The organism is Ruegeria sp. BI11 (assembly GCF_056538005.1).
Genome location: NZ_JBQFSM010000005.1, coordinates 1 through 15,101, shown reverse-complemented (window position 1 = coordinate 15,101; position 15,101 = coordinate 1). Strand labels below are relative to the sequence as shown.

The following is a 15,101-nucleotide window of genomic DNA, read 5'->3' as shown; positions in this document are numbered from 1 at the left end:
ACATGCCTGCCCAAGAATATGTCTTGAACGTAATAAGCCGCATGCTACCGTAGCAACACGCCGCCAAGTCCTTACCTAGAAAGGATAGTTCTTGACTGCCTTGACCGGTGATACCCCGCAACGGGATGCAGGATCGTTTCCAAAGGAACAGGTCCAGTCGGCGCTTGATCGGGTTCTTGCGTCGAAGGATTTTCGGGGCTCGGCGCGGATGCAGTCCTTTCTGACTTATGTGGTGACCGAGGCGCTGGCCGGGCGCACGGATGAAATCCGCGCCAAGACGATTGCGATGGATGTCTATGGCTACAGCACGGATGATCTGTCGCGACGCGAAGGCGTGGTGCGTGTGGATGCAGGCCGCGTGCGGCGGAAGCTAAATGCGTATTACGGGGGCGAAGGCGCGTCGGATCCGGTGGTCATTTCCTTGCCCATTGGCAGCTACGCGCCGGAATTTCGGTCTGGTGCAGGTGGTTCTGGAGGGCATCGCAACCTGTTGCTGATCGGTGCAGTAGTGGGCGTGGTTCTGCTTGGCCTCAGCGGGTATTTGGCCGTCACGTTTCTGGGCGGCAGTAACCCGGTGTCGTCCACCGGCGACCAGTCCACGATCTACGATGTTTCTCCAACCCGGGTCGAGGCGATGAACCTGTGCAACGCTGGCCGGGACCTGATCTTTCCGGTCGTGGATTTACCGCGGCTCCGCCCGGCCTTGCTGGTGTTTGAAACAGCAATCCAGCGCGACCCGCTGTATTACTGCGGCTATGCTGGGGCAGCACAGGTGGAAACCATGCTGGCCATTTTGCAGTTCTACGACCCCGTAGCAGAAGAGTTGCTTGCCGCTGCCGATAAGAATAGCGCCCACGCTTTGGAACTGGCGCCTGACGCGCCCTGGGCGTTGTCTGCCAGAGCATGGTCTGAGTTTGCTGCTGGCAATTTCGACCAGGCCGTCAGTCTGACGCACCGGGCAACCAAACTGGCCCCTGATGATCCGCATATTGCTGAATTCGATGCGCTGATATCGCTTTACACCTCTGACTTTGAACGCATTCTTTCTAAGGCGAAACACTATCAGGAGCTGGCTGAGGATGCGGGCGGGTCAGTAGCTGGAAATGCGCTGGGCGCGGCGCAGTTTCACACCGGCGATTACGCGGGCACGATCCGAACCTACGAAGATACGATCGCACGTGGCGGTCCGTTCGGGCCGATTTCAACTGCCTATCTGATAGCCGCGCATTGGAAAAATGGCGATCAGGCTGAGGCACGCCGACTGGCAGACATATACGCCAGGACGTGGCCGAAATTCCCGTTGGAGGCGTTGAAAACCAGGGTGTTTGCCGGTCCGGCCCCAGTACAAGACCTGACTTCGGCAATGCGCGCCGCCGGTTGGGGCAGTGCGGGCCCCACAACCACCGAGTAAACACTGACGGTTGTGGGGTGGGATCAGGGTCGCTTATGCGGGGACCTGTTCCATTGGCAGCTTTCGGGGGTAAGGATCGCCTTGCTTGTACGACCCAGCCGCCGTGAACAGCACGTCTGTGGACGAGTTCAGACCGGTTTCCGCCGAGTCCTGAAGGACGCCGATGATGAACCCGATGCTGACCACTTGCATCGCTGTTGCGTTGTCGATGCCGAACAGGCTGGCAGCCATTGGGATCAGCAACAGTGACCCGCCTGCGACACCCGACGCTCCGGTGGCTGCGACCGAGGCGATGATGCTCAGGAACAGGGCCGAGAGGAAGTCGACCTGAATACCCATGGTGTGCACGGTCGCCAGCGTCATCACCGTGATGGTGATGGCCGCACCGGCCATGTTGATCGTGGCACCGATGGGGATGGTGACCGAATAAGTCTCCTCATCCAGGTTCATACGGCGGCACAGTTCCATGTTGACCGGAATGTTGGCGGCCGAGCTGCGCATGAAAAACGCGGTGATCCCGGATTCCCTCAGGCAGGTGAAGACCAGCGGGTAGGGGTTCTTGCGAATGCGCAGGAACACGATCAGCGGGTTCACAACCAGCGCCATGAACACCATGCAGCCGATCAGCAGCAACAGCAACTGGCCATAGCTGGCAACCGTTTCAAAGCCGGTTTCCGCGATGGTCGAGGCCACGATGCCAAAGATACCGATTGGCGCGACCCGGATGATGGCGGCCACGATCTTGGTAATTGCGCCGTCTAGATCAGACATCAGTGTCTTGGTTGAGTCACTGGCGTGGCGGAAGACCAGCCCAAGGCCGATAGCCCAGGCCAGAATGCCGATATAGTTGGCCTGTGCCAACGCGTTCACCGGATTATCCACGACTTTCAGCAAGATGTTCTTTACCACCTCGGCCAGACCGTCAGGCGCGTCCAAAAGCTGAGGCGTGCCGGTCAGGTGCAATGAGACCGGGAACAGGAAACTGGCGGCCACCGCGACCAGCGCGGCGGCAAACGTGCCGAGGATATACAACAGCACTACTGGCCCCATGCGGGCCTGGCTGTCTTTCTTGTGGTTGGTGATTGCGGCGCAGACCAGGATCAGCACCAGAACCGGCGCGACGGCTTTCAGCGCGTCGACAAAGAAATCACCCAGCAGACCGACGGCTGAACCAGCGGCAGGCCAAAGGGTGGCGAGAAGGGCACCGGCCACAAGACCGATGATGATTTGCGTAACCAGGCTACCGCGTAGAATAAAATTCATCGGAACCATCCAGTTTGATTGGGGGCCTGCCGGGGAATTGCCTCCGTTCAGGCGCGGTTAAATTATAAGATTGCGGCTATATGGGAATTTTGGATCCAATTTAAACATCTGGACTTAATAAATGGGTCCAGATTGGAAATTTCCTTATCGATCCACAGTCTCGCACGGCCTGACTGTGGGCGTTTCCGTAGACACGCGCTGCAGACTCCAGGTGCAGGTTTGCACGGTGAGTCCCGGCAGGCTTGGCACCTGATCCGAAGCCCAGACGCTGGTCACTGAAAAACTGAACGTCGTGTTAGCGGCTGCAGGGAAAATCCGCGCAAGTTCTTTCGACGGAAAGGTGCCGCCGCAGGATTCGAAATAGCCGCTGACCAATGTGCCCTCGGGGTTCAGAACAGCCGAACCGGTATAAAGCGAGTATTCGGCCCCAAGCTCTTGTTTGTCGGTGTATCGCAGGTCGATGGATATGCGGTCCCCGTCCTGTACGATCGCAGCGCTCATGGGGTCCGACCAGCTTGAGGGCACCCCACCCGTGGTGCTGTCGCAGGCATAGCGCCCTTCGTATTGGCCGGTTAGCGAAAAGCCTTCTGCAAAGGCCGCTGCACCATGGGTGGCCACCAAAATAGCAATGGCCGTTTGTCTTAGAAAAAGTTTCGAGGTCACAATAGCTCTCCTCTCCGATGCGGACAGGGATTGCGCCGTCACAAAATATCTAAGTGCCTATCAATCACCTGACCAAAATGATGTCGCCAAAGGTCCACGCCCAGCTTGCCGCTGCGATCCAGCGAAGACCCGACAACTGCATCTGCAATTATGGTCGGTTGCAGGCCCGCGTCAAATAGGGCAAACCCTGCGGCCAGAACACAGGTGTCGGCCTGGATGCCACAGACCAGCACACGGTCGACTTTCCAGCTTTGAAATTGTGCGATGGCTTCTGGGGGCGGGCTGTAGCCGTATTTCACGACAATGTGGTCTGCCTGAACAAGGCTGTCGTCGACAGAACGCGGCTTCCACCCAATTTGCCGGAAAAAGGGAACCTTGGCCTCATCATGACGTTCAACCGTGGCGACCGAGGGGAATTTTGCCGCCAACAGGCTGCTGCGCTCGACCAGCCAATCAGGCGGATCAAAGCAGGGCTGGACGTCGACAACCAATACGGCCTGTTTCAATCAATGCCTCCGATGCTGGCTAAACCGCTTGATGAACTTCGATGATATTGCCCTCGGGGTCGTGGAAAAACAGTTGGTGCCACTCTTTCGCGAAGGCGGTGCCATAGTCCGAATAGGGAATTCCGTAGTCGTCGAGCAGTTTTTTGAAGGCCTCGATATCATCGGTGCGAAACGCGAAGTGGCCGCGTTCTACAGGGTTGATTGCCTCACCATGTTTGAAAGCAACGTCGAGGTTCCGCTCGGCCAGATGCATCTGCATGGCACCGTCGGTGGCAAAGCGGATCTTGCCGCTATAGCCCTTGTCGTCGGTCTCATCCGGTCGGGGGAAGTTTTCGATCGGGATATCGGCCAGTCCCAGTACCTGTGTGTAGAAACGGTGCAACCGATCTACATCTTCAGAGACAAAGTTGATGTGGTGGAATTCTAGTTTCATGAAGGCCCGGTCTTTTGATTAGTGGTTGGGGTCAGAAAATCCCAAGAACCAGCGGCAGGCAAGCCCTGTGTCAAAGGGGTTGATTTAGAAGGGAAATGCGCGCGGCGCGACATTCAGAAAACCGTTGCGCCGTTGGGGGGATGCAGGGATAGTGATGGCATCACAAACTACCGGGGGTCTTTGATGAACCCTTCCAATCTGTTTGTTTGCGCTTTGATCCCCCTGTTTCTGCCGGACCCGGCAGCGGCCCAGTCCGACGCGCCGCCTAGTGTGATGGTCGAATCTGTGACGCTGGAGGATTTGCAGAAACAGGACCAGTTTGTTGGTCGCATCGTAGCGGACCAAAGCGTCGATCTGCAGGCCCGCGTCGAAGGGTTTCTGGAAGAGGTCAATTTCACCGAAGGCGGCACGGTCGCCAAAGGGGATGTGCTGTTTCGGATCGAAAGAAGGAAATACGCCGCCAGTGTGGACAGCGCGCAGGCGGCGTTGAAAAGTGCGTTGGCCGGCGCGCAGACCGACAAGGCGGCGCTGGACCGGCAACAGGCGCTGTTCGACAAGGGCGATATCCCACAGTCCCTTCTGGACACGGCTCAGGCGACCTATGCCGCAGGGCAGGCGGCGGTTGATGAGGCGCAGGCAGATCTGAAGATTGCGCAGATTGATCTGGATTACACGGAAATCCTCAGCCCGATAGACGGGCGTATCGGGTTGTCGGCGGTTGATGCGGGAAATTTGGTAAGCTCAGATACCGGTGTTCTGGCAACCGTCACCAGCGTTGATCCAATATTGGTCAGTTTTTACATCAGCGAGCCGGTTCTAATGCAGGAACGCCGCAAAGGGCATATCACGCCGGGCGAAATCAAACTGACCACGGACATCAAGCTGGCCGATGGGGAAACCTATGCCTCCACGGGCAAAGTCATATTCGTGGGCGACAGCGTCAATCAGGACACCGATACGATTGAGCTGCGCGCCAGTTTCGCTAACCCTAACGGCGTTCTGATCCCCGGTCAGTTCGTGACCGTGGGTTTGACCGGATCAGAGGACCCCAAGGTCCTGACCGTGCCCCGCAACGCGGTGCAATTCGACAAGCAGGGATATTTCGTTTTTTCGGTCGACGGTGACGGCAAAGCTCATAGGCAAAATATCGAGATCGGGAGCCAGACCGCGACCCGAACTCAGGTCGTGTCCGGGCTGAGCGAAGGTGATCGCGTGGTGGTACAGGGGTTGCAGAAAATACATGACGGGCTGGTCGTCAAAGCAGTCGACAGCCAGGGTTAGGGGCCGGTTTGATCGCGCGCTACTTCATCGACAGGCCGCATTTTGCTGCCGTTATTGCGATCCTGATGGTTCTGTTCGGCGCGGTTTGTGTGCGCCTGATCCCGATCACCGAATACCCTCATATCACGCCGCCGCAGATCTATGTGGATACGTCTTTTCCGGGAGCGGACGCGCAGGTCATTCTGGAATCCGTCGCCACCCCTATCGAAGAGCGTGTGAACGGCATTCCGGGCATGTTGTCTCTGTCCTCCAAAAGCTCGAACGACGGCACATACATGTTGAATGTGTCCTTTGAACTTGGCACTGATCCCGACGTGGCTGCTGTTGAGGTGCAGAACCGCATCGCGTTGGCCAGTTCCGAGTTGCCCTCGGCCGTGTTGCAGCAAGGGGTCGAGGTAACCAAGCGGTCAGGCAACATGATTGTGGTGATCAACCTGACTTCGCCCGACGGATCGCGGGATGAGTTGTACCTGAGCAATTTCGGCGCCGATTTCCTGCATGATCCGCTGCAAAGGTTGCCGGGGGTGGGGACGGTTTCGCAATTCGGCCAGCTGGAATATAGCATGCGGGTCTGGATCAATCCCGTACGTATGGCGGCGTTGAATATCACTGCTGCCGAAGTGGCTGACGCCATCGAAGATCAGAACGTCATAGCCGCCGCCGGGCAGGTCGGGGCCCCGCCCTTTGCCGAAGGCCGCACCGATTTTCAGTTCAAGCTGCGGGCCGAGGGTCTGTTGCGCAATGCCGAGGAATTCGGGCGGATCATCGTCGCGTCGGATCCCAACGGCTCGGTCACGCGGCTTGAAGATATCGCCCGGATCGAACTGGGCGCAGCCACCTATACCGGGTCCACCAAGCTGAATGGCAAGGACTCGGCGACCATCGCCGTCTATCAGGAAAGCGCCGCCAACGCGCTTGAGATTTCAGACACTCTGCGCGCCTTGATGAAGGATTTGTCGGCGAAGTTTCCCAAGGGCGTGTCGTATGAGATCACCTATGACGTCACCAATGCGGTGCGGGTTTCGATCCGCGATATCATAACGACGCTAGCCCTGACGGCAGGGCTGGTGATTACGGTGACTTTTCTGTTTCTAGCCAGCCTGCGCGCGATCATCTTACCGGCCATCGCCATTCCGGTGTCGCTGTTGGGGGCGGTGGCACTGATCTACGCCATCGGGTTTAGCGCCAACATGATCACGCTGTTCGCTTTGGTTCTTGCCATCACCTTGGTCGTAGATGACGCGATCATCATAATCGAGAACGCCGAACGCATCCTGCGGGACGAGGGGCTGAATCCGCGTGAGGCGACCCTGAAGGCGATGTCTCAGGTAAACCGCCCGATCGTAGCGACGACCTTTGTTCTGGCGGCGGTATTTGTGCCGGTATGCTTTTTTCCGGGCGTGACGGGGACGATCTATTTTCAGTTCGCGCTGACGATTATCTTTGCCTTTGTCCTGTCTGCAGTGAACGCCCTGACACTGGCACCTGTTCTATGCGCGATGATGCTGAAAACTGACAGTAAACCCATCGGGCCATTGGCGATTGTCCCAGCGGTGATCGTCTGGTTGCGGCGTCAATACCTGCGTCTTGTCGCGCTGATGTTGCGCTATATGGCCGTGTCGCTGCTGGTGTTCGCGGGGGCCGTTGGTGTGACGGCGTATCTGTTCCAAACTGTGCCAACTGGCCTGATCCCGCAGGAAGATAACGGCGTTCTGATGGCGTCGATGGAACTGCCGGACGGCGCCTCGCTGCAGCGCACCCAAGCCTTTATGGCGCAGGTGAGCAAGCTGATTGAACAAACGCCGGGGGTTGCGGCGGTAACGGCGGTCTCGGGCCATTCCATGCTGGCCGGGGGGCGTTCGAATGTGGGCATGGCAATCGTCACGCTGACCCCATGGGATCAGCGCACAACGCCCGATTTGCAATGGTACGCCATCATGCATGGCCTTGAACGACAGCTCGGGACACTGCCTGAAGGCGTCTCATACGTGTTTCCCTTTCCAACCATTCACGGGTTGGGCTCGACGGGGGGTATCTCGGTCCAACTGCTGGATTTGGGCAAAGGCGACGGGGCGCAACTGGATGCGGTGATGAACGGTTTTGTCACCGCCCTAAATGCCGCGCCCGAGTTTTCCAGCGCGCATGGCGACTTCTCGGCTCAGAGCCCGCAATACAAGCTGTCCATCGACAGAGATCGTGCCGAGGCACTGGGTGTCAGCGTGGCGGATATCTTTACCGCGTTGCAGGCCAATCTCAGCTCGTATTTCGTGGATAATTTCATACTGGACGAGCGCGTCTATTGGGTGGTGATTTCAGCGGATGCCGAATTCCGTCAGACGCTGGATGACGTGGATAACATCTATGTCAAAAACAGCGCCGGAGACTCGCTGCCCGTGCGCAATTTCGTCAGCAGCGAACCAGTCATCGCACCGGATACAATCCCGCGTTACAACTTGTTCACGGCGGCCTCGGTCAGCGCACAATTGGCCGAAGGGGTCAGTTCCGGTGACGGGATCATCGCGATGCAGGCGATCGCCGACAAGACACTGCCAGACGGGTTTCGGATTGACTGGTCCGGCGTCACCCAACAAGAGGTGAAGGCACAGGGGCTTGTGCCTTTCATCATGCTGTCAGCGCTAGTGTTGGCCTATCTGTTCCTTGTTGTGCTGTATGAAAGCTGGATTCTGCCATTGTCGATCATCACATCTGCGGTCTTCGCCTTGCTGGGCGCGCTGATCCCGCTGGCTGTTCTGCCATTCCTTAACAGCAACATCTTTGCGCAGGTGGGGATGGTGCTGCTGATCGGGTTGGCCGCAAAGAAGGCGATCATGGTTGTCGAATTTGCCAATCAGCAGCGTGAAGGCGGGGCCAGCATTCGGGACGCAGCCCTTAAGGCAGCTGAAATCCGGTTCCGGCCAGTGACGATGACGGGCCTGTGTTTCATCGTGGGAGTTATGCCTTTGGTTCTGTCCAGCGGGGCAGGGGCGGCGGCGCGGGTCTCGGTCGGGTATCCGGTTCTGTTCGGCATGATCATGGACAGCACGCTGGGTCTGCTGATGATCCCGGTGCTGTATGCAGCGTTCCAGACGGTTCGGGAATGGATGGTCGGGTTGCGGCCTGCCACGGGGTAATCCTCGCAAGACCTGAAAATTGTTGCAGTCTTCCGGGGTTTCTCGGATGCTGAACGGCACGGAAACCGAGGTGGGCACAGGCACAATGTCGTTGCAAGACCCCTTTACGGACCTGAAAATCGAACGGCAGGACAGCGGGTTTTATAAGGGCTATAACCTGCCGATTGCGCTGGTCAGCAAGATCGCCGTGTCGTTGCTGGTGCTGTGGGCTTTGGTCTGGCCGCTGAATGCGAATGACACGCTGAGGTCGTGGAAATCCGGGCTGCTGAGCGAGTTCAACGTCTTCTATAACCTCTCGGTCGCGTTGTTTGCCTTCTTTCTGTTTGTGGTTGCAATCCTTCCTGCCACCGGGCGTATGCGGTTGGGGGGCGATGATGAGCGGCCCGAATTCACCAACTTTTCGTGGTTTTCGATGATGTTCGGGGCCGGGTTGGGCGTGGGGCTGATGGTCTATGCCACGGCCGAACCGCTGGGCCTGTGGGAAACAAATCCGCTAACAGTGTCCGGCGAGGTCACCCCTAAAAGCGCCGAGGCAATCCAGGGTGCTTATCGCTATACCTTTCTGCATACCGGATTCCATGCCTGGGCCATTTACGTGGTGACGGGTTTGAGCCTGGCCTACTACGCCTATACCCGCGATATGCCTCTGACGATCCGAACCGCCCTGACGCCGTTGCTGGGCGAATATTCAAATGGAGTTGCTGGCCATGTGATCGACATACTGGGTGTGGTTGCGACCATCCTTGGGGTGGCGGTGACCATCGGGTATGGTGTTTCGCAGCTTGTCGATGGGGCCTTTCTTATCACCAGTGCGCAGTGGTTGATGGATGGGGTGATGAAGCCATCGACTGCCGGGCTTATTGCGGCACTGGCGCTGGTGATGATGATGTCGACCCTTTCCGCGGTGTCCGGCGTTGGGCGTGGGGTTAAATACCTGTCGAACCTCAATCTAATCCTGTCGCTGATCCTGTTAGCAGTATTCATTATCTTCGGTTCGTTTGCCTTTGCCGTGACGACCTATGGGCAGGCTTTGGTGGATTATATCGTCAATTTCATACCGCTCAGCCTGCAGGCCCATTCCCCGATGTCCCAAACCGAGTTCGCCGCAGCCCTGCCGCCGGAAGCCGCCCCTTTTGTGGCCGAGCTGTTTCCCGCCGCGTCTGATGCCTGGGGCACCCGTGACAGCTTTCTGGCTGGGCTAAGCGGTGACGCAGCCGACTTGCCGGACGCAACAAAACAGACAGCCTTTGACGCGGGTACGCCGGGGCGGTTGTTCGGGTGGCAATCGGGTTGGACGACCTTCTACTGGGCTTGGTGGATCGCCTTTTCGCCTTTTGTCGGCCTGTTTCTGGCCCGTATCTCGCGCGGGCGCACGGTGCGCGAGTTCATCCTTGGCGCGGTGGTTGCACCGTCTTTGGTCTGTTTCGCCTGGATGACCATTTTGGGCGGCTCGGCCATTGATCTGGAACTGAACGGAGACGCCGATGGGTCTATCCTCGCAGCCTCGACCACGGCCACGCTGTTTGTCACGCTCAGCGAGATGATCTCGGGGCATTTGCTGATGATCATAAGTTTCATGTGTGTGGTGCTGACCATGACTTTTCTGGTCACATCAGCGGATTCCGGCATTCTGGTGATGAACACGATTATGTCCGGCGGGGCCGAGGAAACAGGGATCATGCATCGCTTGTTGTGGGGTGGACTGCTGACTCTGGTGATCGGAACGTTATTGATGGCCGGCGGCGGCGGTCTTGAGGCGCTGACCAATTCCATGATCATCGGCGCGCTGCCCTTTAGCCTTGTTTTGTTGCTGATGTGCGTGTCGCTGGCCAAGGCGATGATCAATGATTTGCGGCGTGCACGATACGATGAAAAACCGTCTGAACGTTAGTCACGAAGCAGTCCCCATCCCGCGATTGATCTGTGTCTATCTGACCTCGAAACTGATCGAAAAGGCCGCGCCATCTTGTGCACCCATCAGGACAATATCTGCTCCATGTGCTCGCAGTGTGTTGCGGACGATGGCCAGACCCATACCGGTACCACCCTGATCGCGTTTGGTTGTAAAGAAGGGATCAAAAACCCGCGTCGCGTTGCCAGCGGAAACCCCGTGCCCGTCATCGTGGATTTGCAGAACCACCTGCGTTTCGTCCCCTGTGGCCAACAGGTTCACAACTTGCGCGCCATGCTCTTGTGCATTGCCGAAGAGCTGGCGCATCACGACCAGCAATCCGTTGGAGCCAATCGGGATTTCAACGTTACCGCCGTCAACCCGCAACTTAAGGTTTGGAAAATCGCGGCTCAGAACGTCCTGCACATCATTCAGGCAGGTCGTACCCTCGTGACGCGATTCACGCGCGCGGGCCACCTGACGCATGGCTTCGATCTGCTGTTCCATCTGGACACCCGCGCTGGTGATCTGATCCACCAGCCGCAGATTTTCGGCCGACAGCGTGTCATCATCACGCAGTAATTCCGTTGCCGCCCTGAGCGTCGCAACCGGAGTTTTCAGCTCATGCGTAACATGGTCTGAGAAACTGCGGATCGTGGTTTCGCGATTGCGCAGGGTCTCAGCCATGTCGATGACGCGCTGGGCGGTGGTGCCAAGTTCCTGGGTGCCGAAACGCGAGGGCGGGGATAGTGGGTCAGCCGGGTGCCGGACGACCTGCGTGGCAAAGCGCTCCAGTGCAAAGATTGGTCGCAGAAGCAGCCGGACCAACAGCCAACCCAGAACAGCCGTGGCCGCCGTAATGACCACCGCCAGCAGAACGGCGGCATTGCGATAGCCCAGTTCGGGCCCCAGATACCGAAACGCCACCAGACCGGTCAGTGACAACAGTAAGGTTCCACACAGGGCGCCGCCCAGAACGAAGGCAAGGCTGGGGCGCCACTTGCGCCTCATGCTGTGGTGTCCTGAATGCGGATGCCGACGCCGTGCACGGTTTCGATCACACCTGTGCAACCCGCCTGTGCCAGCTTGCCCCGCAAGTTGCGCAAATGGCTGTCCAGGGTCCGGTCCGAGACTTGAGATAGGGCTCCCCAAACTGCCTGTATCAGTTGTGTCCGGCTGTGCACCTGGCTGGGGCGTTCGATCAAAGTGGCCAGCAAAGTGAATTCGGTCGCGGTCAGTGACACAGTGTTTCCGTCCAGCCTGCAGGCATGTGCACCGGGGTCCAGTGTGATCCGACCATGAGTTAGGATCGGGATAGATCTAGGCCCGGCGACACGTTTCAAGATCGCCCGCACCCGCGCCACCAGCTCACGTGGGCTGAAGGGTTTGGTGACATAATCATCCGCGCCCATTTCCAGGCCCAGTATCCGGTCAATCTCATCATCGCGCGCGGTCAGGAACAGTATCGGAACCTCGGACCGGATGCGGATGCGACGGCAGACCTCGAACCCGTCCATCTCGGGTAGGCCGATGTCCAGCACGATCAGGTCCGGCGCTTCGCGGGCGGCGTGGGTCACAGCAATTTGGCCGTCGCTGGCAGTGATCACCTGAAATCCAGCACGTTCCAACGCCAGACCGACCAGATCGCGCAGGCGGGGATCATCATCAACCAACAGGATTTTCATTGCTCCTCGCCTTTTGAGTTCGCCGCAAGATAGCCATTCACACGTGCGGTGCGAAAGTCCCATTCGCGCCAGTTTGGGTTGGTTGGCGTAGGATGCACACAACTTTGCGCCCAGTCAGGGATGAGCTCGAACGGTTGCTTGGCGATCTGGGTTGATATCGCCTTAGCAGCTGAATGTCCCAAGCCACACAGATAAACCCAGTCGGTCCGGGTTGCGTTGTCCGAATCCGCTGCACGCGACAGCGTGTCCGTTGCAATCAGCGCGGCGAAATTGACGAACGCACAGGTGTAAAGAGTCCCCAAACTCAGCGCGGCGACCCGCAACAGCAACCAACCGGATGAACGCCCCCGTTGCACCTGCCAGGCCACCATCGCCAGTCCGATCGCCACCAGCCCCATCCAGATCAGCGCATAGACCCGTAGATAGGTTAGGCCATATGTTTCGATATACAGATTTAACCGGAATGCGGCTGACAGGGTCAGCAGTACATTCTGCGCCAGCCAGAACAGCAACAAGGGTTTCAATGCTGGGTTCTGATACAGAAATGGGCGCGCCGCCAATGCGAAAGCACCGGCAAGCAGAGCTGTTGCCAGCAGAGGATAAGCCCCACGATGGGCATAGGTGGCGTGGCTCATGCGCTCGGGCAGGGCAGCGCCGCCAAACAAGATCGAGATGTCCATGACGCTTTGCGCGGCCAGCATGAGGTTGAACAGGACCAGCGCCCTGAAAATCGATCCGGCGTTCAACAGCCGTGACGTACCCCAGTTTGGTGCGGCCATTGTCATGGGCGTATCCGGCGCGGGAGCAGTCAGAAACGGCCAGATCAACAATGCTAGCCCGATCCAGAACACGATCCGGCGGATCAGTGCAAACAGATCGAAATCTACCCGCAGCGTCTGAACCATCATATGTTCCAGCACCGGATTTGCGCTGACCAGCAAGGCGCTGAGCACGAGGCAGCCCCCCAGTGGAAAAGCCCAGTTGCGGATGAAGGTATGCAAGGAGGGACGGCGGGTCTGGCTTTGCGCTACTGGTTTGTTGCGCCAATGGCGAACCCGAGCCAAGCACTCCTGCAGCCCGGCAGTCGGAGCTCTTTTGATCAGGCGAAATACTCCGCTTGCCAGCCAGGGAAGGATTTCATGGGTTTTGCACTTAGGTGGTAACTGCAACAACACTATGGCGCTTAAAAGCCCCGCGCCGAGGAAGATCAGCGACAATAGCTGGACATACTCCAGCGCGGGCAGTGTGGTCAGCAGCAACACAACACTGGGCATTAGCAAACGCGCACGGGCCGGTTGATTCAAACTGGCGGCTGCAAAGATACACCACGCGAAAATAGCCAGCGAAAGCCCGGCTTTGTGCCCCCAGAACAGCAGATCCCCCAGCAGAACCAGCAGGATCAGTGCTGTTATTCGCGGGAACCTTCGGAGGCCGCCCAGAACGCTTCCAGGCGCCGCAGGTGGGGGTGTCGGGTCAACCGAAGTGCCGCATTCGCTGGCCAGCCACCAGCCATCATGGGCAAGTGAGCGGGGCAGCCCCCGGATGATAAGTTCGTTGGGCATATGGGTCTCCTGCTTGAGTTTCCTCAAGACTGAAGGAGCAGATCGCAGAACGTTTGCAGCAGGTGTGCAGATTTCGTGCAGATATTGGTTTTACTAACCGGCCCAACATTATTCGCCCGGCGGATTAATGCGGTGCGCCGTGATCCGTTAGCTCTCCGGCAAAGCGGCAGCTGCGAACGGCCTCGGGCGTGGTGTGATACTGTGCCCTGAAGGCTCGCCCCAAGGCCGAGGCGGAGGAAAACCCGGTTGCCGTTGAAATCTCAAGCTGTGGCATATCGGTATAGCGCAATAGGCTGTAGGCGCGCTCCAACCGCAACTCGCGATAGGTGGTCAACAATTTGACACCGGTCTTGTTCAGAAACCGCCGCTGCAACTGGCGTGTCGAGGCCCCAAGCGCCTGCGATAAATCCGAGATTTTTAGCGGATCTTCGACGTTATTCAGCATCTTCTCAACTACTTGGCGGACCATCGGATCAGCGCCGGATCTTTGGATAAGACGGTTAGCCAACTGGCTGGCGCAGCTGCGTTTCGGTTCGGTCAGGCCGATATAGCCACGCAGGCTTTCGGCCAGATGTTCGCCGTGATCCAGTGCTACGAATTCCGCAAGCAGGCGCAGAGCGCTCAGTTTGCTTGCGGCACTGTGTACCCGGCCGTCCGGCGATCTGTACGTGGACTTGTGGCAGTCGGCCAGCCCGATCTCTTCCGCCGCCGCCGAGAAATTTGAGTGGATGGCGGCGACGGGTTCATCAGCCCGTGCACTCTGAGCCAACAGCAGCACGGCACCCCCGACCAGTATGGAGCGTGATGCCAGATTCAGTATTTGGGAAATGCGCGTCCTGCCCTGTCCGTCACAATGCCAGGGTTTGTGTATACCACCCCAGAAAATCGCCGTGCGACCCGCCCAATACAGGGGGTCGCCGGTAAAGGCTTCGGAAACGTTTCGAAAGGTCACGGCATAGGTGTGATCTTCGACAAGATCATTCAAAGCCTGGAAGAATTCGGCAACCATTTCTGCCGATTCCATGGCCTCGGTGTCGTTTAGAAAAACGTCGATATTTCGCTGCCGTTCAGACGCCGATCTGGCCAACTGTACGTGGTTGTTGCCGAGGACATAGTGTTTCATTGTTCCTCCACCTGCCTGATTTGGCTGCGTTGATATGGATGGTGTACCCCCCCGCCTTTGGGGCGGGGGGTGTTCCTTTTACTCAGCTGCTTCTTGGTATGCGTCCATTGGAGGGCATGTGCAGACGAGGTTTCGGTCACCGTATGCGTTGT

12 protein-coding genes are annotated in these 15,101 nt (G+C 58.0%); 4 read left to right on the top strand and 8 right to left on the bottom strand.

Features of this window, described 5'->3' with window-relative positions; genetic code table 11:
• The first annotated feature begins 91 nt into the window (after nucleotides 1-91).
• A complete protein-coding gene (locus ACR0DT_RS12385; protein WP_480711045.1) occupies nucleotides 92-1,411 on the top strand; it encodes a tetratricopeptide repeat protein in 1,320 nt (439 codons plus the stop codon).
• Between the two features lie 33 nt (nucleotides 1,412-1,444).
• Here the strand turns inward: ACR0DT_RS12385 and sstT are convergent, their stop codons facing one another.
• The 4 genes from sstT to ACR0DT_RS12365 form a co-directional block, all read right to left on the bottom strand.
• Entirely contained in the window at nucleotides 1,445-2,674 is a 1,230-nt protein-coding gene (gene sstT, locus ACR0DT_RS12380; protein ID WP_480711044.1) for a serine/threonine transporter SstT, read from the bottom strand.
• A 144-nt stretch (nucleotides 2,675-2,818) separates the two neighbouring features.
• Nucleotides 2,819-3,337, bottom strand: a complete 519-nt coding sequence (locus ACR0DT_RS12375; RefSeq protein ID WP_480711043.1) for a hypothetical protein — start codon at nucleotides 3,335-3,337, stop codon at nucleotides 2,819-2,821.
• Between the two features lie 38 nt (nucleotides 3,338-3,375).
• A complete protein-coding gene (locus tag ACR0DT_RS12370; RefSeq protein ID WP_480711042.1) occupies nucleotides 3,376-3,843 on the bottom strand; it encodes a cysteine hydrolase family protein in 468 nt (155 codons plus the stop codon).
• A 19-nt stretch (nucleotides 3,844-3,862) separates the two neighbouring features.
• Nucleotides 3,863-4,276: a VOC family protein gene (locus ACR0DT_RS12365; protein ID WP_480711041.1), complete on the bottom strand. Its 414-nt coding sequence runs from the start codon at nucleotides 4,274-4,276 to the stop codon at nucleotides 3,863-3,865.
• A 183-nt stretch (nucleotides 4,277-4,459) separates the two neighbouring features.
• Here ACR0DT_RS12365 and ACR0DT_RS12360 point away from each other — a divergent pair, with 183 nt between their 5' ends.
• The 3 genes from ACR0DT_RS12360 (at nucleotide 4,460) to ACR0DT_RS12350 (ending at nucleotide 10,579) form a co-directional block, all read left to right on the top strand.
• A complete protein-coding gene (locus ACR0DT_RS12360; RefSeq protein ID WP_480711040.1) occupies nucleotides 4,460-5,557 on the top strand; it encodes an efflux RND transporter periplasmic adaptor subunit in 1,098 nt (365 codons plus the stop codon).
• Between the two features lie 8 nt (nucleotides 5,558-5,565).
• Complete coding sequence (locus ACR0DT_RS12355; RefSeq protein WP_480711039.1) at nucleotides 5,566-8,688, top strand: efflux RND transporter permease subunit; 3,123 nt, start codon at nucleotides 5,566-5,568, stop codon at nucleotides 8,686-8,688.
• 85 nt (nucleotides 8,689-8,773) lie between these two features.
• Nucleotides 8,774-10,579: a BCCT family transporter gene (locus tag ACR0DT_RS12350; RefSeq protein ID WP_480711298.1), complete on the top strand. Its 1,806-nt coding sequence runs from the start codon at nucleotides 8,774-8,776 to the stop codon at nucleotides 10,577-10,579.
• A gap of 36 nt (nucleotides 10,580-10,615) precedes the next feature.
• Here the strand turns inward: ACR0DT_RS12350 and ACR0DT_RS12345 are convergent, their stop codons facing one another.
• From ACR0DT_RS12345 to ACR0DT_RS12330, 4 genes are all read right to left on the bottom strand, one after another.
• Nucleotides 10,616-11,590, bottom strand: coding sequence for a sensor histidine kinase (locus ACR0DT_RS12345; protein ID WP_480711038.1), 975 nt, complete (start codon nucleotides 11,588-11,590; stop codon nucleotides 10,616-10,618).
• Nucleotides 11,587-12,264 carry a response regulator transcription factor gene (locus ACR0DT_RS12340; protein WP_480711037.1) on the bottom strand — a complete coding sequence of 226 codons (678 nt, stop codon included), beginning with the start codon at nucleotides 12,262-12,264 and terminating at the stop codon, nucleotides 11,587-11,589. The genes ACR0DT_RS12345 and ACR0DT_RS12340 overlap by 4 nt, the downstream gene beginning before the upstream one ends.
• Nucleotides 12,261-13,826, bottom strand: coding sequence for a DUF4153 domain-containing protein (locus ACR0DT_RS12335; protein WP_480711036.1), 1,566 nt, complete (start codon nucleotides 13,824-13,826; stop codon nucleotides 12,261-12,263). Before ACR0DT_RS12335 ends, ACR0DT_RS12340 begins: the two co-directional genes overlap by 4 nt.
• Nucleotides 13,827-13,950: 124 nt before the next feature.
• The gene (locus tag ACR0DT_RS12330; protein WP_480711035.1) at nucleotides 13,951-14,949 is read right to left on the bottom strand and encodes a helix-turn-helix domain-containing protein; all 999 of its coding nucleotides are present in this window, start codon (nucleotides 14,947-14,949) and stop codon (nucleotides 13,951-13,953) included.
• Nucleotides 14,950-15,101: the final 152 nt, after the last annotated feature.

Bases quoted from the DNA above. Each gene is read 5' to 3' on its own strand.
- sstT (WP_480711044.1), bottom strand. From the start codon at position 2,674: ATGAATTTTATTCTACGCGGTAGCCTGGTTACGCAAATCATCATCGGT.
- ACR0DT_RS12365 (WP_480711041.1), bottom strand. From the start codon at position 4,276: ATGAAACTAGAATTCCACCACATCAACTTTGTCTCTGAAGATGTAGAT.
- ACR0DT_RS12360 (WP_480711040.1), top strand. From the start codon at position 4,460: ATGAACCCTTCCAATCTGTTTGTTTGCGCTTTGATCCCCCTGTTTCTG.
- ACR0DT_RS12350 (WP_480711298.1), top strand. From the start codon at position 8,774: ATGTCGTTGCAAGACCCCTTTACGGACCTGAAAATCGAACGGCAGGAC.
- ACR0DT_RS12345 (WP_480711038.1), bottom strand. From the start codon at position 11,590: ATGAGGCGCAAGTGGCGCCCCAGCCTTGCCTTCGTTCTGGGCGGCGCC.
- ACR0DT_RS12340 (WP_480711037.1), bottom strand. From the start codon at position 12,264: ATGAAAATCCTGTTGGTTGATGATGATCCCCGCCTGCGCGATCTGGTC.
- ACR0DT_RS12335 (WP_480711036.1), bottom strand. From the start codon at position 13,826: ATGCCCAACGAACTTATCATCCGGGGGCTGCCCCGCTCACTTGCCCAT.
- ACR0DT_RS12330 (WP_480711035.1), bottom strand. From the start codon at position 14,949: ATGAAACACTATGTCCTCGGCAACAACCACGTACAGTTGGCCAGATCG.